This window comes from Chryseobacterium gilvum (assembly GCF_025628965.1).
Taxonomy (GTDB): domain Bacteria; phylum Bacteroidota; class Bacteroidia; order Flavobacteriales; family Weeksellaceae; genus Chryseobacterium; species Chryseobacterium gilvum.
Genome location: NZ_JAOTEN010000001.1, coordinates 1 through 21,309 on the forward strand (window position 1 = coordinate 1; position 21,309 = coordinate 21,309).

Annotated in this window: 17 protein-coding genes and 1 rRNA gene; 9 read left to right on the plus strand and 9 right to left on the minus strand. The window is 35.7% G+C overall.

Features of this window, described 5'->3' with window-relative positions:
* The first annotated feature begins 9 nt into the window (after positions 1-9).
* A 5S ribosomal RNA gene (rrf, locus tag N0B16_RS00005) occupies positions 10-117 on the plus strand.
* A gap of 535 nt (positions 118-652) precedes the next feature.
* Here rrf and N0B16_RS00010 read toward each other — a convergent pair.
* Together N0B16_RS00010 and N0B16_RS00015 are read right to left on the minus strand one after the other, a co-directional pair.
* The gene (locus N0B16_RS00010; protein ID WP_262988674.1) at positions 653-1,117 is read right to left on the minus strand and encodes a VanZ family protein; all 465 of its coding nucleotides are present in this window, start codon (positions 1,115-1,117) and stop codon (positions 653-655) included.
* A gap of 173 nt (positions 1,118-1,290) precedes the next feature.
* The gene (locus N0B16_RS00015) at positions 1,291-2,919 is read right to left on the minus strand and encodes an acyl-CoA carboxylase subunit beta (RefSeq protein WP_262988675.1); all 1,629 of its coding nucleotides are present in this window, start codon (positions 2,917-2,919) and stop codon (positions 1,291-1,293) included.
* Positions 2,920-3,298: 379 nt separating this feature from the next.
* On the opposite strand from N0B16_RS00015, the gene N0B16_RS00020 reads away from it, so the two are divergent.
* From N0B16_RS00020 to N0B16_RS00030, 3 genes are read left to right on the plus strand one after another with little or no spacing between them, the layout of a single operon-like run.
* Positions 3,299-4,186: a DMT family transporter gene (locus N0B16_RS00020; RefSeq protein WP_262988676.1), complete on the plus strand. Its 888-nt coding sequence runs from the start codon at positions 3,299-3,301 to the stop codon at positions 4,184-4,186.
* Between the two features lie 6 nt (positions 4,187-4,192).
* Entirely contained in the window at positions 4,193-5,272 is a 1,080-nt protein-coding gene (locus tag N0B16_RS00025; RefSeq protein WP_262989940.1) for a putative type IX sorting system protein PorV2, read from the plus strand.
* Between the two features lie 23 nt (positions 5,273-5,295).
* The gene (locus N0B16_RS00030; protein ID WP_262988677.1) at positions 5,296-6,036 is read left to right on the plus strand and encodes a hypothetical protein; all 741 of its coding nucleotides are present in this window, start codon (positions 5,296-5,298) and stop codon (positions 6,034-6,036) included.
* A gap of 70 nt (positions 6,037-6,106) precedes the next feature.
* On the opposite strand, the gene N0B16_RS00035 is transcribed toward N0B16_RS00030, so the two are convergent.
* Complete coding sequence (locus N0B16_RS00035; protein ID WP_262988678.1) at positions 6,107-6,676, minus strand: fasciclin domain-containing protein; 570 nt, start codon at positions 6,674-6,676, stop codon at positions 6,107-6,109.
* 293 nt (positions 6,677-6,969) lie between these two features.
* Between N0B16_RS00035 and N0B16_RS00040 the strand changes: the two genes are divergently transcribed.
* Positions 6,970-7,536 carry an RNA polymerase sigma factor gene (locus tag N0B16_RS00040; protein ID WP_262988679.1) on the plus strand — a complete coding sequence of 189 codons (567 nt, stop codon included), beginning with the start codon at positions 6,970-6,972 and terminating at the stop codon, positions 7,534-7,536.
* Position 7,537: 1 nt separating this feature from the next.
* Entirely contained in the window at positions 7,538-8,359 is an 822-nt protein-coding gene (locus N0B16_RS00045; protein WP_262988680.1) for an anti-sigma factor, read from the plus strand.
* Between the two features lie 58 nt (positions 8,360-8,417).
* On the opposite strand, the gene uvrC is transcribed toward N0B16_RS00045, so the two are convergent.
* Both uvrC and N0B16_RS00055 read right to left on the minus strand, forming a co-directional pair.
* Positions 8,418-10,223, minus strand: coding sequence for an excinuclease ABC subunit UvrC (uvrC, locus tag N0B16_RS00050; RefSeq protein WP_262988681.1), 1,806 nt, complete (start codon positions 10,221-10,223; stop codon positions 8,418-8,420).
* Between the two features lie 83 nt (positions 10,224-10,306).
* Positions 10,307-11,068, minus strand: a complete 762-nt coding sequence (locus tag N0B16_RS00055; protein WP_262988682.1) for a hypothetical protein — start codon at positions 11,066-11,068, stop codon at positions 10,307-10,309.
* Positions 11,069-11,191: 123 nt separating this feature from the next.
* Between N0B16_RS00055 and hutH the strand changes: the two genes are divergently transcribed.
* A complete protein-coding gene (gene hutH / locus N0B16_RS00060; RefSeq protein WP_262988683.1) occupies positions 11,192-12,679 on the plus strand; it encodes a histidine ammonia-lyase in 1,488 nt (495 codons plus the stop codon).
* A gap of 76 nt (positions 12,680-12,755) precedes the next feature.
* On the opposite strand, the gene ygiD is transcribed toward hutH, so the two are convergent.
* On the minus strand, positions 12,756-13,583 hold the full coding sequence (gene ygiD / locus N0B16_RS00065; RefSeq protein ID WP_262988684.1) for a 4,5-DOPA-extradiol-dioxygenase: 828 nt from the start codon (positions 13,581-13,583) through the stop codon (positions 12,756-12,758).
* Positions 13,584-13,654: 71 nt separating this feature from the next.
* On the minus strand, positions 13,655-14,167 hold the full coding sequence (locus N0B16_RS00070) for a YceI family protein (RefSeq protein ID WP_262988685.1): 513 nt from the start codon (positions 14,165-14,167) through the stop codon (positions 13,655-13,657).
* Positions 14,168-14,402: 235 nt separating this feature from the next.
* On the opposite strand from N0B16_RS00070, the gene N0B16_RS00075 reads away from it, so the two are divergent.
* Positions 14,403-16,544, plus strand: coding sequence for a S9 family peptidase (locus N0B16_RS00075; RefSeq protein ID WP_262988686.1), 2,142 nt, complete (start codon positions 14,403-14,405; stop codon positions 16,542-16,544).
* A gap of 197 nt (positions 16,545-16,741) precedes the next feature.
* On the plus strand, positions 16,742-17,761 hold the full coding sequence (locus N0B16_RS00080; protein WP_262988687.1) for an LLM class flavin-dependent oxidoreductase: 1,020 nt from the start codon (positions 16,742-16,744) through the stop codon (positions 17,759-17,761).
* Between the two features lie 155 nt (positions 17,762-17,916).
* Here the strand turns inward: N0B16_RS00080 and N0B16_RS00085 are convergent, their stop codons facing one another.
* Positions 17,917-18,249, minus strand: coding sequence for a hypothetical protein (locus N0B16_RS00085; RefSeq protein ID WP_262988688.1), 333 nt, complete (start codon positions 18,247-18,249; stop codon positions 17,917-17,919).
* An 18-nt stretch (positions 18,250-18,267) separates the two neighbouring features.
* The gene (locus tag N0B16_RS00090; protein WP_262988689.1) at positions 18,268-21,306 is read right to left on the minus strand and encodes an AAA family ATPase; all 3,039 of its coding nucleotides are present in this window, start codon (positions 21,304-21,306) and stop codon (positions 18,268-18,270) included.
* Between the last annotated feature and the right edge of the window lie 3 nt (positions 21,307-21,309).

Here is a 21,309-nt window from a genome sequence, read left to right on the forward strand (position 1 = left end):
TACCTTCTTTAGGGTGGTTTTAGCGGTGGGGCTCACCTGTTCCCATTCCGAACACAGAAGTTAAGCCCACCAGCGCCGATGGTACTGCGAAAGCGGGAGAGTAGGTCGCCGCCAGTCTTTTTTTAAAAGCTCATCAATACAACATTGATGAGCTTTTTGCGTTTATATATATATTATCTTTTAACCTATATATAATTATGTTCAAGGCTAATTTAAAAATAGGTCAAAATATACTTGCTCAATAGTATTGAAGCAATTCAGCTTTCGTCTAAATTATGTAATTCATTATTATTTGCCCTATTATTCTTTGTAAACAGAAAATAAACTATGATGTTTGTCTAAAATTAAACATTATTTGACAAATGTGATTATAACCTGTGTTAATAAGTGACGATTATCTTTTATATAATATCGCAGGAGAGATTACAGTATATCCATATTAATCTACCCAATAATGTTACTCAATATACGATGGGCAATCTTGATATAACCCGAATCAGCGGATAAAAGCTTAAGGTTTTGTGCGGTGAAATTATGGCAATTTTATTTTTTTCTTTGTTCAATCCTAAAAATGATAAACTTTTAAATTCAAATCTGTGTATAATCAGATAATAATAACGTTAGTGCATTAATAACTAACCCGTAAACGCATCTATGAAATTGAAACCCGTCTTTTTCTATCCAACAGGTCAAAGTGAAATTGAATATCTGCAATATTTTTCCACGTAGCATATTTAAATAATAAAAAACCGATACTCATTCCTAAAGTATTTAGAAAGATATCATCGATGTCTGCAACTCCTCTTCCTGTAAAATATTGAGCAGTTTCAATGAAGCTAATTGCTACTACGAAAAATAGTGTTATTGAAGGAAAGCGGTTAAATCTCTTAATGACCAATCCAAGCCATCCAAATGGACTAAATAAGAATACATTGCCAAAAATATTAACAAGAAATGCTTGTGAATCTGTATGATCTTTAAAAAAATGCTGAATGGTGATAAAAGGCTTTATCTGTAGATAAGAAATATTTGAGGGCTCTCTTCCTGAAGCGTAAAACATCATATAGAACAAAACTAGGGTGTATAAAAAAATGAATATTGAAAAATATCTTTTCATAGGTTTCCTTTTGGGATTAGTAATAAAAAAGAATGTTAGTTCTATAATAATAACAACAATCTTACCTTCATAGTATCCGATTTTGAAACTTTATCATTTTTTAGTATTATTTAACATAATAAAAGTCCCATCTTTAATAAGATGGGACTTTAATGAATATTATTTGTGTATTTTCAGACCTGAATAACCCCCAAATTGAATTTTTCAGTGATAGGAGCATGATCTGCAGCTTCAATTCCCATTGAAATCCACTTTCTGGTATCAATAGGATTGATGATGGCATCAGTCCAGAGTCTTGAGGCAGCATAGGTAGCTTCGGTTTGCTTAAGGTATTTTTTAGAAATGGAATCTAAAATTTCCTGGTGTGCTTCTTCTGTAATTTCCTTTCCTTGTTTTTTTAATGTAGATTCCTGAATCTGGGCTAAAACTTTTGCCGCCTGAGAACCGCCCATTACCGCCAGATCTGCCCATGGCCATGCAACAATTAGACGAGGATCATATGCTTTTCCACACATTGCGTAATTTCCGGCTCCATAAGAATTTCCTGTGATAATGGTGAATTTTGGTACTACAGAATTAGAAACTGCATTTACCATTTTTGCACCGTCTTTGATAATTCCTCCGTGTTCAGATTTTGATCCTACCATAAATCCGGTTACATCCTGTAAAAATACCAAAGGAATTTTTCTCTGGTTACAATTGGCAATAAAACGTGTTGCCTTATCTGCAGAATCCGAATAAATTACCCCTCCAAACTGCATTTCACCCTTTCCGCTTTTTACCAGTTTTCTCTGATTTGCCACAATTCCTACAGACCAGCCGTCAATTCTTGCGGTAGCACAAATAATGGTTTTACCGTAATCAGGTTTATATTCTTCATATCCAGAATTGTCAACAAGGCATTTGATAATATCTAAAGTATCATATTGATCTGCCCGCGAAACAGGCATAATTCCGAAAATATGATCTGAATTTTCTTTTGGCGGGAAACTTTCAATTCTATCGAAGCCTGCCTTCTCATAGCTTCCTACAGATTTCATGATATTTTTGATTCTGTCTAAAGCATCTTTATCATCTTTTGCTTTGTAATCTGTAACACCCGAAATTGAGCAGTGCGTTGTGGCACCTCCCAAAGTTTCGTTATCAATGCTTTCACCAATGGCGGCTTTTACCAGATAACTTCCTGCAAGGAAGATAGAGCCTGTTTTATCAACAATCATCGCCTCATCACTCATGATAGGCAAATAAGCTCCACCGGCAACACAACTGCCCATTACAGCAGAAATCTGGATAATTCCCATTGAGCTCATTTTAGCATTATTTCTAAAAATTCTTCCAAAGTGTTCTTTGTCAGGAAAAATTTCGTCCTGCATAGGAAGATAAACCCCTGCGGAATCTACCAGATAAATAATTGGGAGCCTATTTTCCATTGCGATTTCCTGCGCTCTCAGGTTTTTCTTTCCGGTAATGGGAAACCATGCCCCTGCTTTTACGGAAGCGTCATTGGCAACCACCAAACATTGCTTACCGGAAACATATCCCATTACCACTACCACACCACCGCTTGGGCAGCCTCCGTGTTCTTCATACATTTCATAACCGGCAAAAGCCCCGATTTCTATGGAATTTGAATCTTTATCGAGAAGATAATCAATTCTTTCTCTTGCAGTCATTTTCCCTTCATCACGAAGTTTCTGCAGCCTTTTTTCTCCACCTCCTTTTTTGATTTCAGAAAGCAGGCGATTTATTTCAGATAATTTTAGTTTGTTTTGATCTTCTCTTTTGTTGAATTCAATATCCATGAAATTTCTATTTTAAGTGTCTAAGATACTAATTTTATAAAAAATATATTGATAACAGCTATTAATATTTAAAGTTATGATAGTCAGAAATTTATGAAATATTTAACAACTAAATATTTTTTTTTATTTGTTTTTTTTTCTAATTTTACAAAAGAGGAAGGAGCTGATTACTCCATACAATTCCTCTAGTTCCTAGTTTATTTTTTTAATAGTTTATTATTTGAAGGCCCTGAAAGTTGAACAGACTTTCAGGGTTTTTGATTAAATATCTGTTATAAACTATATTTTATATGGATCAATTATAATAATTATTGATTGATTTCGGGAATTTCTGTAAACGTATTCGTAGATTTGCATTGATATAAATTTTAAAGAAGTTATGCAGAAATTAGCGCTCCTCAGATTACATTCTATCGTTTTCTTATGGGGATTTACTGCAATTCTGGGAAAGCTCATTCATGCAAATGCAACTATTCTGGTCTTTTACAGAATGTTTTTTGCATCAGTATTTTTATTTATTTTTATAAGGTTCTTTAAAAAAGAAAGCCTTAAAATTTCAAAGAAACTTTTTTTTCAACTGGCAACCGTAGGATTTTTTATGGCGCTCCACTGGTTTTGCTTTTTTTACGCAATCAAGGTTTCTAATGTTTCTATTGCTTTAAGCTGTCTCTCATTGTCAACGTTATTTGCAGCAATTTTAGAACCCATTATTTTTAAGAGAAAGATCGATATTTCGGAGGTTATCATGGGTGTTGTTATTGTAGCGTGTATTTTATTAATATTCAAAACTGAATTTCATTATAAAGAAGGCATTATTTTCGGAGTGCTGTGTGCTGTTTTCGGAACTATATTTTCTGTTTTTAACGGCAAATTATTTGGTAAAACTTCACCTGAAAAAATTATTTTTTATGAAATATTCTCCGGATGGCTTATTTTATTGATTTTTTATCTATTCTCCGGACAAATATTTCAAATGAATGAAATAAACTACCGGGATCTTGCGTTAATATGCTTATTGGCAAGTGTTTTCACAGCTTTCCCAATGTTGGAATCAGTGAAATTAATGAAATATATTTCGCCATTTACTTTAATTTTAACAGTTAATTTAGAGCCGGTCTACGGAATTATACTAGCTTTTTTTATCTTTGGAGAATCAGAACATATGAGTCCTATATTTTATATAGCATCGTTTGTTATGATTTTGGCAATTGTTGCCAATGCACTGATAAAAAACAGAAAACAAAAAACATTAATTAAGCATCAATAAAATATGATGAAAAAATATCTTTTACTTTTATTTTCTCTGTTATTTGGATTTTCTCAATCTCAGATCATCAGAAAATATTCCAATGAATTTTTAAATATCGGAGCCGGAGCAAGAGGCTTGGGAATGGGAGGCGCAGTAATCTCCAATCAGGATGACGTATATTCTCCGATGTGGAATCCCGCCGGATTGATGGCCATCCAAAAAGACTGGCAAGGCGCAGCGATGCACGCAGAATACTTCGAATCTATTGCGAAATATGATTATTTGGCCTATGCAAAAGTGTTGGAAGAAGGCGTTTTCGGAATTTCCATTGTACGATTAGGAGTTGACAATATTTTGAATACCACCCAATTGATTGACACAGAAGGAAATATTGATTATGATAAAATCACGAAATTTTCACAGTCAGATTATGCAGCATTAATCTCGTATGCTTTTAATCCGGGAGGAAATCCTAAACTGGATGTTGGGGTGAATGCCAAACTAGTGTACAGAAATGTAGGAAAATTTGCCAGTGGCTATGGTTTTGGTTTTGATGTAGGAGCTATTTATAAAGCTGATAACGGATGGAGATTCGGAGGTATGCTTCGTGATGCCACCACTACGGTCAATTTCTGGACAATTAATCAGAAAGAGCTTACCACGATTGTTAATGGGGAAGAATTTAACCCTGCACCTACAGATAAGTTAGAATTAACGATGCCAAAGTTAAATGCAGGCGCCAGTAAAAAATTTGATATCAACAGCAGTTTATACCTCTTACCGGAAGCCGGGATCAATGTTGACTTTGCTAAAACAGCGGCACTTGTCTCAACAGATTTCGCCAGTATTACACCGTATGCGGGAGCTGAACTGGGATATCAGAAAATGATTTTTGTGAGAGTGGGGGTCAACAGATTCCAGTCGATTACAGATATAGAAGACCTTCAGAGAAAAGTTTCTTTTCAGCCCAGTGCAGGGATCGGAATAAAATACAGAGGGTTAACATTGGATTATGCCATCAGCAATTCTGGGATCGGCGGATCTAATTTTTATTCTAATTTCTTCTCACTAAAACTGGATATGGGAGAGTTTAGAAATGATTAAACTTTTATAGATACATCAATCTTATGAAAAAATTATCAATAACAATAGCTGTTTTTTGCGCATCATTTTCTTTTGCACAAAAAGTTTCAGATTATAAATATATTTCCATCCCTGAAAAGTTTACCGGATTTAAAAACAATCAGTACGGAGTAGATACTGCGCTTGCAAAATCCTTAAAAGGAAAAAAGTATATTGTAATTTCTGGTAATAAAAGCGAGTGGCCGGAAGAAGCATTTTCCAATCCATGCAGTGTTTTGAATGCAGATGTTGTAAATGACAGCGGATTGCTCAGGAATAAGATTATTTTAGAATTCAAAGATTGTAACAACAATGTTGTTTCTAGCCAAAAGGCAAATACCATCATTAAAGAATATGTTGAAGGATTTCAGGATGCTTTGAAACAAGCCTTGGTAACGGTACCGGTATCCAATCCCAAAATGGTAATTTCTACGACTCAGGTGGAAAGCAGCAGCACTAACGAATCTAATGAAAGCCCAAAATCTTCGGAAAGCAGGTCTGCAAAATACAGCAATGGCAAAACCATGTTTCAAAGAGTTCAGATCGATGGCAATCAGTTTATCCTTATAGAAACCAACGAATCTACTCCTTATGCTACATTCAGGGCAACCACAAAGAAGGATGTTTTTAGGGTAAAATTAAAAAATGGAACAACAACAATTGGGTATTTAGAAGATAAAAATATTGTCATTGAAATGCCTCAGCCAAACGGAGAATATTCTAAAGAGGTTTTTCACAATAATTAAACTGATAGTATCAAAAAAGAAACCTTACTCCTAAAAGTAAGGTTTCTAAATAAACCATAAAAAACTAAAACTATGGTAATAGAACCGTGTCTATTACATGAATTACCCCATTAGATTGATTAACATCAGCAATAGTGACTTTTGCATTGTTTCCTTTTGCATCTTTAATGTATAAATCTTTTCCTTTTGTCCAGAAGGTAAGCTCTTCACCCTCTACCGTTTTCATCATCGCTTTTCCGTTCCCTGCCTTTACTGCTGCCCAAACCTGTTTTGCGCTGTATTTACCTGCAAGTACGTGATATGTTAAAATCTTGGTAAGCATTTCCTTATTTTCAGGCTTTACCAAACTTTCAACAGTACCTTTTGGCAATTTTGCAAAAGCTGCGTCTGTAGGAGCAAAAACGGTGAAAGGACCATCACCTTGCAAAGTTTCAACCAGGCCGGCTGCTTTTACTGCGGCAACCAACGTTTTGTGATCTTTGGAATTTACCGCATTTTCGATTATATTTTTAGAAGGATACATTGCTGCGCCACCTACCATCACCGTTTTTTCTTTCATCTTCTGTGCAGCGACATTTCCACTGAATGCAAATGATAAAGCTACCATTCCGAATACTGCGATTTTTGATCTTGTGTTCATTTCTTTTAGATTTTTTATTAATTATTATTTGAGTGTTATCGAATTTCTTTTTGTTATAATCATCTACGAGTACAGATTATATTTAGATTTCAAAAAATATTTATTTTATGTAAAATATTGAAAAAGAGACACTTATTTTTTTTTAATTGATATAAAATAAATTTTTAGATCAGATTTTAAAATAAACAGTTTCTTATTTTACATATAAATTTGTGTCTGCTTTCTTCTTTTAATAAACAAAGAGCATTAAATTTTTAAAAATCGGTATTGTTTTCCGGTTAATTTGATTAAATTTGAGATGTAAAATATTTGCTATAAAAACAACCTATTCAGAAGAGGAACTTATCATTTTGCTTAGACAAAAAAGCGAAAATGGTTTTCACCACCTGTACGATCACTATTCTGGTGCATTGTACGGTGTTATTCTTCGGATAGTGCAGTCAAAAGAATATACTGAAGAAATTATTCAGGACGTTTTTATGAAAATCTGGAATTCTATTCAGCAATATGATGCTTCCAAAGGAAGATTTTATACCTGGATGATCAATATTGCCAGAAATACTGCGATCGATTATTTAAAATCTAAAAGTTTTCAGAACGAATTAAAAAACCAACCGCTTCCGGATTTCGTATATGACAATGCGGAACTTTCAACAGCTAATAAAACTGATTTTATTGGTTTTAGCAATGTGCTGGAAAGTTTAGAATCCGATAAGCAGGAAATAATAGATCTTGCCTACTATCAGGGATATACGCAAAATGAAATATCAGAAAAGCTGAATATGCCTTTGGGTACTGTTAAAACAAAAATGCGTAATGCATTGTTAAAATTAAAGGATTTATTAAAAGATTATCAATAAATTGAATAGTAAAGAATACATATCGTCCGGAATTCTAGAATCTTATATTCTAGGTCTTGCTTCTCCTGAGGAAGCAGGGATTCTGGAGTGTGTGATGAAAAATAATGCAGAAGTAAAAGAAGCTTTCGAAGAAACTCAGAAAACGCTGGAAATGCTTGCCACGGCGCAAGCTGTAACACCGCCCGCAGATTTAAAGAATAAAATTTGGGACAAAATTCAGCAGCAGCCAAAATCTGAAGAACTAAAACCGATTGTTTCTATTGATGAAGCAAGATCTGGTGTACACGAAAACAATGTACAGAAGGTAAAAAAGGAAAATAACAGCAGCTGGAAAACATATGCTGTTGCAGCTTCATTATTATTTCTGGTAAGTGTCGCGAGTAATTTGTACTGGATGAGCAATCATTCTACAAGTGAGGAACAGATTTCCAAACTAGAAGCAGAAAAGAAATCGAAAGACATCGCTTTGCAGAATATGCAGCAGAAATTTAATATGGTTGCCAATCCCGATATGAAAAAAATCATATTGGCAGGTGTAGAAAAGCATCCGGATTCTAAAGCGACCGTATTTTGGGATACCACTTCTAAAGATGTATATTTAACGGCAAACAGCCTTCCGAAAGCTCCTGAAGGAATGCAGTATCAGCTTTGGGCCATTGCAGACGGAAAACCTGTAAATGCAGGAATGTATTCTGAAGATAAAGACAGTGTCATTGCCTTGTCAAATATTCCTAATGCACAGGCGTTTGCCATTACTCTTGAAAAGAAAGGAGGTAGCGAAGTACCTACCATGGAGAATATGTTTGTAATGGGAGGCGTTTAAAAAATTAATTAGAAGACATTATTATAAAAAAAGCTCGGTTCAGATTTGAACCGAGCTTTTATTGTTTAATAGGGCCTTTATTAAAAAAATCGTAGACTATTTTTGCTTTACTTTTACCCAGAATTTCCTCAAGGGTTTCCAGGCTCGATTCTTTAATTCTTTTTACCGATTTTAATCTAGACAAAAGCAGCTCAATGGTTCTTCCGCCCACACCGGGAATGAGTTCCAGTTCAGACTGTATGGTTGAGTTGGTTCTTCTCGTTCTGTGATGCCTTACCCCGAAACGGTGCGCTTCATCCCGCACCCGTTGTAAAATTTTAAGGGTTTCAGATTTTTTGTCCAGATATAAAGGGATCGGATCTTCCGGAAAGAAAATTTCTTCCAGTCTTTTTGCGATGCCTACAATTGTTATTTTTCCGTAAAGTCCCAGTAATTTTAAACTTTTTACCGCAGAAGACAATTGCCCTTTTCCACCATCAATCAAAATAAGCTGCGGAAGCGCATCACCTTCGTCTAAAAGCCTTTTGTAACGTCGGTAGATCACTTCTTCCATCGTTGCAAAATCATTGGGGCCTTCTACTGTTTTCGGGTGAAAAATTCTATAATCGGCTTTACTCGGTTTTCCATCTTTAAAAACCACACATGCCGAGACAGGATTGGTCCCTTGAATATTAGAGTTATCAAAACCTTCAATATGGCGCGGTTCTACGGGCATTCTCAAAAGCTTCTGCATTTCTGCCATGATTCTGTTTGAATGCCGTTCCGGATCTACGATCTGCACCTGTTTTAGTTTTTCAATCCGGTATTCTTTTGCATTTTTTTCAGATAATTCAACAATCCTTTTTTTGTCGCCGACTTTAGGAACGATCAGTTTTACATTTGGGATTTCTACGGTTAAATGAAACGGGATTAAAACTTCTTTCGAATCTGACCCGAATTTCTGCCGGATCTCAATCAAAGCTTCCTCAAGAATGTCTTCATCACTTTCTTCAAGAATTTTTTTGATTTCGGTGGTAAAGCTCTGAATAATATTTCCGTTTCTGATTTTGAAAAAATTTACATATGCCGCGGTTTCATCACTGGTCATTCCGAAAACATCCACATCATCAATATTGGGATTTACCACAGTATGTTTCACCTGATAGTCTTCCAATATGTTGATTCTTTCCTTAATGATCTGTGCGCTTTCAAACTGAAGATTGCTCGCATGCTTCATCATTTGATTAATGAGATATTGCTTCGCTTTCTGAAAATCTCCTTTTATAATCCCGCGTATGGCGTCTATTTTTTCGTCATATTCTTCCTTGCTTTCGAGCGCTTCGCATGGGCCTTCACAATTTTTAATATGAAATTCAAGGCACACTTTGTACTTTCCCTCATCAATTTTATTCGGGGCAAGATTCAGATTACACGTCCGTAGTTTGTAAATATGCTTTATCGTATCCAATAAAATTTTTGCGGGACGCACTTTAGCATAGGGTCCGTAATATTCAGAACCATCTTTAATCATCGTCCGTGTAAGAAAGATTCTGGGAAAAGGCTCATTTTTAATACAGATCCAGGGATACGTTTTATCATCTTTCAGCATGACATTATAAAACGGCTGATGTTCTTTAATCAGATTATTTTCCAGTAAAAGCGCATCATATTCACTGTTGACAATGGTAGTTTCCAGCCGGTTAATTTTCCCGACCATTATTTTCGTTCTGTATCCTAAAAGATTTTTATTGAAATAGGAAAGAACCCTTTTCTTTAAATTTTTTGCTTTCCCTACGTACAGTAAATTTTCGTTTTTATCATAGTAACGATAAACGCCGGGTTCGGATGGTAAAGTCTGAAGCTGTAATTCTAACGAAGGATTCATAAAAACAAAATTACGGATTAAAGGCATAAAAAAAAAGCTGCAGAAGATACTGCAGCCATTTATTTTTGTTTATTCTTATATTTTTATCCGTTGCTCAACTGGGTATATTCACTCACCAGAAAGCTGAAATAATCCCATTCCGTAGAATTTTTTGGGTACTTCTTCATAAATTCCGCATTATCCCCGAAAAGGAAATCATAATTATCTTCGAAATCATCTTTGTGAAGCCATAAGACTTTGTCGCCTTTTTTTACATAATAAGATTTGATGACGCCGCCACCCAATTGAGGAGAGCCCATTACAGAAAAGCCGGTAGTTTCTTTAGCTCTCGGGTCATGATATACCGATATAATATCGTCAAATCCTGGATTGATAACCTGCATCAGAAATTCTTTGTCATCTTTTTTATTCTTTAAAGAAACCGTTTGATTTACGAAATAAATGCGGTCGTTATTGGTATTTTTAGTAAGTTTTTTTGTGCTGTAATTTCTAATGTTCCCCATATATTTTGCCACTTTTGCGATTTTTTCTGCGTTACTGGGGTACACATACATCTCACTGATATTATCCGCAACAAATTTTTCATTCTTTTTAGTAGCACTGTCTTTAAGGGCAACTTCATAAATCTGTCCTTTTTTAGTCTCAATGTTGCTGCAGAAACCTTTGTGAACGCTTCCGTCTTTTAAAATAACAGTAGAGGTCTTTTTTGGAGACGGAGCATTGAATCCTTCATTGAAAAGGTATTGTTCCATCTTTTTGATTTCTTCTTTGGAGTATTTTGTTTTTTGCGCAAAAGTCGTTGCGCTTACTAAACATAATACAAATAATAAAGCTTTAATTTTCATAAGGTATTGGTTTATTTAAGGCGTAAAAATAACAAATAAATTGACTTTTCAGGAAATTAATTTTGATGAAACCACCTTTTTATACTTTCCTTTAAAATGTGTATTTTTAAGCAAATTTTTGAAATGATATACGGAGTAGATGTTTTGGGTTTTCATGATGTTTTGGAAATCTGCAAAACCCCTGATAAAGCGAGACTTAATGAGAAATCACGAAACCAGATTTTAAAATCTCAGAATAATGTAAAGGAGATTGTAGCGTCTGACCGATGCGTTTACGGAATCAATACCGGATTCGGACCTTTGTGCGATACTAAAATTTCAGCCGATGAAACGGCGCAGCTTCAGTATAATTTAATTATTTCCCATGCTGTAGGAGTAGGTAAACCTATTGATAAAGAATTATCTAAAATTATGATGATTGCCAAAGTACATGCATTGTCAAAGGGTTTTTCGGGAGTTTCTCTGGAAGTGATTGAACGATTGATTTTAATGCTTGAAAAAGATATTATTCCTGTAGTTCCGGAGCAAGGTTCTGTAGGGGCTTCAGGAGATTTGGCACCGTTGTCCCATTTGGTATTGCCACTTTTGGGTTTAGGGGAGGTCTGGGTTGGAAATGAAGTCTTTGAAACGGCCGAAATTCTTGAGAAACATGATCTTGAACCTTTGGTTTTAGGACCGAAAGAAGGATTAGGACTGATTAACGGGACCCAATTTATTCTGGCACATGCCATAAAAGGTTTAGAAAAATTTGAATATCTTTTAGATTTAGCAGATATGACGGCGGCAATGAGTATTGAAGCCTACCGAGGTTCTGCAAGTCCCTTTAAAAAAGAACTCCATGATATAAGACCTTTTGAAGGAAGTAAAAAAGTAGCAGCAAGAATGCTGAAATTTTTAAAAAATTCTGATAACCTGAAGTCCCATGAATACTGTGACAGAGTACAGGATCCTTATTCCATGCGATGTGTTCCGCAGGTTCACGGAGCCAGCAGAAATGCGTTTGAACATTTAAAATTGATGGCAGAAACAGAATTGAATTCTGTGACCGATAATCCTATTGTTCTGAGCGCAGAAGAATCTATTTCCGGAGGTAATTTTCATGGGCAGTTAATGGCAATGCCTTTGGATTATGCTACTTTGGCTGCTGCCGAATTGGGAAATATCTCAGACCGTAGAAGTTATCTTTTACTGGAAGGAAAATATGGTTTGCCGAGATTATTGACAGAAAGTTCAGGCTTGAATTCCGGTTTTATGATCCCTCAGTATACTTCGGCGGCTTTGGTTACCGAAAATAAAACTTTATGTTTCCCGGCTTCAGCAGATTCTATTCCTACCAGTTTAGGACAGGAAGATCATGTGTCGATGGGAAGTATTTCCGGAAGAAAGTTTAACCAGGTTCTTGGCAATTTAGTGAATATCTTAGCGGTAGAATTGATGTTTGCCGCACAAGGTTTAGAATTCAGAAGGCCTGCAAAATGTTCGAAAATCATTGAAGAAAACTTTGCTATTCTACGTTCGAAAGTGGATAAGCTGGAAGATGACCGATTGATTGGAAAAGATATGTTGGCGATTGCCGAATTGATTAATGAAAGAAAATTTATCGTCAATTAAATTTTTTTATAAATAAAAAGCTTCCGTTAGGAAGCTTTTTTTGCTTATAAGAATTTTATAAATTGATCTAAGATCTTTACCCAATTTTCACACTGGTCATGCTGAGCGAGCCGGCAATTAATTCATCATTAAATAAAGTAAGGTTTTCTGATGTATCTTTTAAGCCTAAAGAATAAATTAATGGCAAGTAATGATCAGGAGTCGGAACTGCATATTGCAGGGAAGTTCCCTGCTTCTGATAATCAATAATATTCTGGAAATTACCATCCAAAAGCCAGTTGTTGATATTTTCACGTGCTTCGATGGCCCAATCCCATCCAGAACCCACCGTGTTGATGTTTTTCCAGTCGATCATTCTCAGATTATGAACAATATTGCCGCTTCCGATGATTAAAATTCCTTTTTCGCGAAGTTTGTCCAGTTTTTTTGCCAAATCAAAATGATATTGAGGAGGCTTTGTATAATCGATACTCAGCTGAATGACAGGAATTTCTGCTGTTGGATACAGGTGTTTAATAACAGACCATGCTCCATGATCCAGACCCCAGCTGTGATCTTCCTCAACCAGAAATGGAGCAAGTATTTCTACTGTTTCTTTTGCCAATTCCGGATTTCCCGGTGCAGGATATTGTACATCAAATAAGGCCTGTGGAAACCCTCCGAAATCATGAATGGTTTTGGGAATTTCCATCGCAGTTACAAATGTTCCCTTAGTCAGCCAATGTGCAGAAATACAAATAATGGCATTCGGTTTAGGGATTTCTTTTGCAATATCCCGGAAGCCTTTCACAAACTGATTTTCTTCAATAGCATTCATTGGAGAGCCATGTCCCAGAAAAAGAACAGGCATCTTTTGAGTACTTCTGAATTGATCACTGATGTTTTGCAGGTCGTTGAGATTCATAACAATATTTAAAATAAAAAGATTCGATGATTTTACTATAAATCATCGAATCTCAAAAATATATTAATTTACTATGCTTGTTTTACAAACTGCAGTTCGCCTGCAATTTTTACTTCTTCGCTCACCATTACACCTCCTGCTTCCAGAGCGGCATTCCAGTTGAGTCCGAAATCTTTTCTGTTGATTTTTCCCTCAAAAGAAAAACCGGCTTTCGTATTTCCCCAAGGATCTACGTTGATTCCGCCAAAATCTACATCCAGAGTGATAGGTTTTGTAACCCCGTTTACGGTAAGGTTTCCGGTTACCGAATCATTTAAAGCGTCAGATTCAAAAGTAATTGTCGGATTTGCTTCCGTATTGAAAAACTCAGCAGATTTCAGGTGATTGTCTCTGTCGGTATTGTGTGTAGAGATAGAATTGGCCTGAATTGTAGCCGTCGTTTTCGCATTTCTGAAGGTATCATCTTCTGCATCGATTTCAGCGGTGAAATCGGTAAAGTTTCCTTTAATATTAGAAATCATCATGTGCTTTACTTTAAAAGTAATTTCACTGTGTGCAGGGTCTAAATTCCATTTTGTAGCCATTGTATTATTTTTAATTTGTTATTGTATGGTGCAAATGTATGACAGGAAGACGATACAAATCATTGACTTAGGATAAGAAAATCATTTGCTTTACATCTTCTTATTTTAATCAGACTATGCTATATTATTTTCAGAACGAGAGAACTTATTAAATATCACTTTTTAAAGGTTTTTTTAACATGTATTAACAGATAAGCTTTTATTTCTTATTTTTGACAGATTCAATTTTTATATAATGAAATTAAATACCTTCTCTTTATTACTGATGGTTTTGGGCAGTTCGGCCTTTGCTCAGACTCAGAAATTTACCATGGCAGAAGCCGTGAATGGATTACGAAGCAATCTTGCCGTAAAAAATATCGCTCAGTTTTCATGGTCAAATGATGGGAAATCCTATATCCAGGCAGTAAAAGGCGGGTACGTAATGACAGACCTGAAAACGAATAAGCAGGACACTCTGGTTTCATTATCTCAGCTCAATAAAAATTTTGCGGATAAAAATCTTAAAGGTCTTCCTCCAATCAAATTTACCGGCATTTCTAACGCTTATTTTTCAGCCAATAACCAAATGTACTGGATTGAAAAATCGGGAAGCGAATGGAAAGTAAAACGTTCATCTGAGGTAGGTGAAAATGCTGAAAATATCAAAGTTCTTGCAGATAATCAGACTGTTGTATATACGGTTAAGAATAATCTTTTGATCAATAAAAACGGGAAAAAGATTGCGATAACCAACGATTCTGATGAGAATATTCTCAACGGTGCTTCCAATGTTCACCGGAACGAATTCGGGATTGATACCGGGATTTTCCCCTCTCCCAACGCTGAACATATCGCTTTTTACAGAATGGATCAGACTATGGTTGCAGATTATCCTGTCATCGATTGGTCGGTAACCCCTGCTGTAAATCATAATGTTAAATATCCGATGGCAGGACAAACGTCGCATCAGGTAACATTAGGCGTTTACAATATAAAGAATGCATCAACAACGTTCCTGAATATCGAAGGTGAAAAAGATCAATACTTAACGGCAGTTACCTGGAGCCCGGATTCAAAATATATTTTTGTCGGGGTACTAAACAGAGGCCAGAATCATATGAAAATGAATCAATATGATGCAGCGACAGGAAATTTAGTAAAAACTTTATTCGAAGAAACAGACAGCAAATATGTAGAACCACAACATCCGCTGACTTTTTTTCCGAATTCTAATACAGATTTTATCTGGCAAAGCCAGAGAACAGGGTATAATCATCTGTTCCATTACAGTTTGGAAAAAGGATTGGTTGCTCAGATCACAAAAGGAGATTGGCTGGTTACCGATATTTTAGGGTTCAATGAAAAGAAAAAGGAAATTTATTTTACCTCAACCAAAGAAACTCCTTTAGAAAAGCATTTGTATAAAATCAACTGGGCCAATTTCAAAATGCAGCGTTTAGACAATGCAGAAGGCGTTCATATGGGAATTTTAAGCAGTGACGGAAATTATCTGTATGATATGTACACCAATGCAACCACACCGCGAGCTGTCAATATTATCAATACCAATACGTTAAAAACCGCTACTATTCTTACCGCTGAAAATACCTTAAAAAATTATCAGCGTCCTGAAGTTAAAAATGTAAACCTTATAGCCGATGACGGGACACCGTTATATGGAAAGATTATTCTTCCGACAAACTTTGACCCGAACAAGAAATATCCTGTCATTGTTTATTTATACAACGGACCTCACTTACAATTGATTACCAATACTTTTCCGGCTTCAGGCAATCTATGGTACGAATATATGGCTCAAAACGGATACATTATTTTCACAATGGATGGAAGAGGTTCTGCAAACAGGGGGATGAAATTTGAACAGGCGGTTTTCAGAAATTTAGGAACAACCGAAATGAATGATCAGATGAAAGGCGTAGAATATTTAAAATCGCTTCCCTATGTTGATTCCGAGAGAATGGGAATTCACGGCTGGAGCTTTGGCGGATTCATGACAACCAGCTTCATGCTCCGTCATCCTGAAGTTTTCAAAGTAGGTGTTGCTGGAGGTCCGGTAATCGATTGGAAAATGTATGAGATCATGTATGGCGAAAGATATATGGATACGCCGGAAGAAAATCCGCAGGGATATGCAACCGCCAATCTTTTAGATAAGGTTCAGAATTTAAAAGGAAAACTATTAATGATTCACGGCGCGCAGGATGATGTGGTAGTTTGGCAACATTCCGTTAAATTCATTAAATCTGCCGTAGATAATGGTGTTCAGCTGGATTATTTTGTATATCCGGGACATCCTCACAACGTAATCGGGAAAGACAGAGTGCATCTGATGCAGAAAGTCACCGATTATTTTGATCAGTATTTAAAGAAATAAAATTAAATCCAGCCGATGAGGTTGGATTTTTATTTTAAATATATAATGACACTATTGTATTATACCAAAGAAGTAAATAATTCATGCGAAATATATGAAATGTTGGTGATATTTGTGTGTGAAAAATCCGTTCTTATCATTTATCAATGCATTTGATTTTTCATTATCTTAATTTTGTTCTTATAAATACAAACACTATGGAATTAGGAATAGGAATGTTCGGCGATTTAGCTTTTGACCCGAAAACCGGAAAATATAAAGATGCGGGAATTAAAATCCGTGAGATTCTTGAGCAGGTAAAATTAATGGATGAGGTAGGAATAGATGTTTTTGCAATGGGAGAGCATCACCGTGCAGACTACGCAGTCTCTTCCCCGGAAATGGTTTTGGCAGCAGCGGCAAGTATCACCAAAAATATAAAATTGGCAAGTGGAGTAACAGTATTGAGCTCTTCAGAACCCGTAAAAGTATATGAAGATTTTTCAACACTGGATTTGATTTCGGACGGAAGAGCCGAAATATTCGTAGGACGTGGAAGTTTTATTGAATCTTTTCCGCTGTACGGATACTCTCTAAATGATTATGATGAACTTTTTGACGAAAAATTAGAATTATTGCTAAAGATAAATTCTGAAGAAAACGTTTCATGGTCCGGAAAACTGCGTGCACCCATGCAGAACCAAACCGTTTATCCCAGAGCGAAAAATAATGGAAAACTTCCGATCTGGAGAGCCGTTGGCGGAACTCCGCAATCGGTTTTAAGTGCTGCAAAATTGGGGATGCCTTTGGTAGTTGCCATTATCGGAGGAATGCCGGTTCAGTTTAAAAATTTAGTTGATTTCTATAAGCAGGAATATCTGAATGCAGGTCATGATGCATCCGAAATGCAGATTGCTATTCATTCACATACGTTTGTAAGTGAAGACCAGAATGTTGTAGACGGATATTTTCATAACTATAAATCTCAGATGGATAGAATAGGCAAATCCAGAGGTTGGGCGCCATATACAAAAATGCAGTACGATGGCGGAAGAGCAAGAGAAGGGGCTTTATTCATAGGGAATCCGAAAGAAGTTTCGGATAAGATTAACTATATAAAAGAAATTTTCGGGATTACACGATTTGTTGGGCATATGGATGTAGGAGATCCGAATCATGACATCATGATGAAATCTATAGAATTAATGGGTGATAAAGTTGCCCAGAATGTAAAATAATAATTAAGCTCCATTTTATAATGGAGCTTTTAATTTATGTTTTTATTTTTCACTAAAATAATTCTTATACTCGTTCAGCATTGCAGCCAGTTTTTGAGCAGACATTCCATAAGTATCGGGAAATCCTGCTTCTTTCGGCCGTTTTTCCTTACCGCTCAAAAGTTTTTCACTAATACGATACATGACCATTTTTTAAAAAACAGATCCTTCACCGTAAAATTACTCACAGCCTGCCAAGGAATAAATGTAATTCTGAAAAGATTCTTCATCTCAATTCCCTTCTCATCAATTTTAAGATAGACAGAATTTGGGATCAGATTGATGATAAAAATAATCATTGTCATTCCAAAGAAAATAATGTTTAAAATAGCGATCATTATATTGCGCTCCAGCAAAGAAATCCCTAGACTTACAAAACCAATGCTGATCAGCATAAGAATGATGCTTTTAATTTTACTGGGTTTTAAAATAACGGGTACATTCTGCATAAGATTTAAAATATAAGCTTATTTAATTTCTATCAGGCTTCCTTTTTCCTCATCTTTGGTAATATTCAGTGAAACGGGAATTTTCTCTTTCAGCTCTTCAACATGGGAAATGATTCCTACAATGCGGTTTTCTTTCTGAAGGCTCATCAGTGTTTCAAAAACAATATTTACCGATTCCAGATCCTGGGTTCCGAAACCCTCATCAATAAAAAAGAAATTCTTTTCAGATTGCGCATTGGCCTGAACACTTTCTGCCAAAGCGAGCGCAAGACTTAATGAAACCTGAAAAGCCTGGCCGCCGGAAAGCGTTTTTACACTTCTGCTTCTGCCTTCGTTGAGGTAATCGATGATTTCAAAATCATTGTTTTCGTTCAGCTGCAGACTGAGCTGGTTTCTCGTCATCCGGTGAAAACGGATATTGGCATGATCACAAAGCTGTCTCAGATAAATCGACGAAACATACTGTACAAAACCGGCTCCTTTGAAAAGATTTGTCATGATTTTAAGGTTATCGGCGCGTTTCTGCAGCTTGACAAATTCATGTAAAAGATTTTCTTTTTTGCGGTATTCTTTTTCCAGCCTTTCAATTTCAGAACTTGTTTTTACAACAGCGTCATATGCCATTTTCCGTTCATGTTCAACCTGTTTAAACTGATTTTCACTGGCAGAAAACTGTTCTTCATCAAAAGAAAAACCGTTAAGTTTTGTGTTTAAATCTTCAATACTATTTTTTAACGTTTCAAAATCTATCCTGAATTTCTGAATTTCATTTCTGGCTTCCTGAACGTTGATTTCCTGTGATAAAATAGGCTCAATTTCACTCAGATCTTTGAAATTGTGACGTTCTAAAGATTGCTGTATATCATTTTCATTTTCCGAAATTTCTTTCTCTAGCTCCAGGATTCTTTTATCAAGCTGTAAGACGATGGTTTTATATTCAGCCAGTTTCGGAGAAAGTTCTTTTTCTTTTCTCACTAAATGCTGATAATTTTGTTCGGTTTCTGTATTTGACTGTACGAGTTTCTGAAAGCTTTCTTCAACTTCGGCAATTGATTTTTGCTGGTAATTTTTCCATTCTGCAATTTTCAGATTCGATTCATTGGTTTTAATCTGTTCTGCTTTTTTCGCTTCATCCAGCCTGAGTTTTTCCAAAGCTTTGTTGTATTGGTCAAGAGTATCACGCTCTTTCTCAAGATTTTTCTGTTCCAACGAAATATTCTGGCTTATCAGGTCAATCTGTTTTTCTATTTCAAAAGACTGCAGGCGTTTTTGTTCAAATTCAGATTCATTTTCAGCATCAAAATCTTTCCAGATAAAATTCTGCGCATGATTTTTTAAACTGATCTGAATTTGCTTTAAGATTTCTTCCTCGGATTTTAACTGCTCTTCAAAAATATTTTTCCGGTTGAGAATTTTTTCGATTTCCAGAGTTTTTTTCTGAATTTCCTGCTTTTGAACTTCAAGATTGTCGATTTGTTTTTGAATTTCATCCAGTTCAGAATGTACATCATCAAATTCCACAACATTCGGATGTTCCAGCGAGCCGCAAAGCGGGCAAGATTCGCCATCATGCAATTCACTGGCAAAATGGGATAACTTTTGCTGAACTTCCAGATGCTTTTGCTTCTCTAACAATTGCTTTCTCTGAATTTCTAAAGCATCAGATTTACTCTTAAAATCATTTTTAAAACTTTCAGCATTAATTCCAAAAGGCTGTAATTCCGCGGCAATTTTTGCGATTTCAGCTTTCTTCTGATTTGTTTTTTCAATTTGATTTTGATAAGCTTCTGTCAGGTTTTTCTTTTCTAAAAACCAGTTTCCGACATCGATTAATAAAGTTGAATTTAATTTTTTCGGCTTTAAAATTTCCGATTCTTGTGCAAGCTCCGTAAGCTTTTTTTCAATCAGTTTATTTTTCTCTTCAACTTCCTCTACCTTTTCTGAGCCTTTTTTTGTTCTTTCTTTTAAAATTTCAATTTCCTCAGAAAACTTCAGCATGTGCACAATTAAACCCAGATCATTTTCCTGAATTTTAGATTGGTCTAATGCCTCAAATTTTGGAAGAATGGCTGCAAGCTGCTCTCTTAAAACAGAAAACTGGTCTTCGGTGGCTTTTAAAATTGTGCTGTGATGTTCTTTTTCCTGCCTCTTCGATAAAATTTCGTCCCGAAGCTTATTTTTTTCAATGCGTAAAGGATTAAAAACCCTGAAAACAGTGTCGAATAATTCTGTTTTTGCTTCTAAAGCGTCAATTTCAGGTTTTTGAAGGGATGCTTTTTTAAAAAGTTCTTTCTTCTGATTCAGCAACTCAAAGTCAGATTTCAAATTTTTGAGCAGCCGGTATTTTTCATTAATCTCTTCAAATCGTGCGCTTACATCTTTTAATTTTTGACTTTCATGGATAAGATTTTCCTTCTGAAGAAGAATCTGTTCTTCGCTGACGTCTTCAAAACCTTTCAGCTGACCTTCGAGCTGATCCAGATCTGACTTATTTCTGACCGCAAGAGCAGAAACATTATGCTGAAGATCAAAACGCTGAAGGCTGAAAATTTCTTTCATCATATTGGTTCTTTCAGCAGCGCCCAATTCCAGAAATTCTTTGAACTGACCTTGCGGAATAATAATGGTGCGCTTAAAGTTAGCATAGCTTAACCCAACGATTTTTTCAGCATCCGAATGCTCCAGCGGAATCCATTGCTCTTTTATTTTCTCGTAAAAAGTAACGGATGAAGGTTTTACGTCATCAAATTTTTTGGAATTTCTTTTAAAATCTCGTGTTGCACGGAAGATTTTGTTTTCATAATTGATAAAATCAAACTGGATATAAGATGCGTTTGATTTCAGATTCATCATATTATAAGCCCTCTTGTCACGCATATTCAGGCGTTCAGTTTCTCCGTACAATGCAAAAGAGATGGCCTCCAGAATGGAAGATTTTCCGGAGCCTACCGATCCGAAAATTCCAAATAAACCTGCGTCCGTAAGGTTTTTGAAATCAATGGTTTGGCGGGTCTGATAAGAATATAACCCTTCAATAGTAAGCTGAATAGGAATCATGTT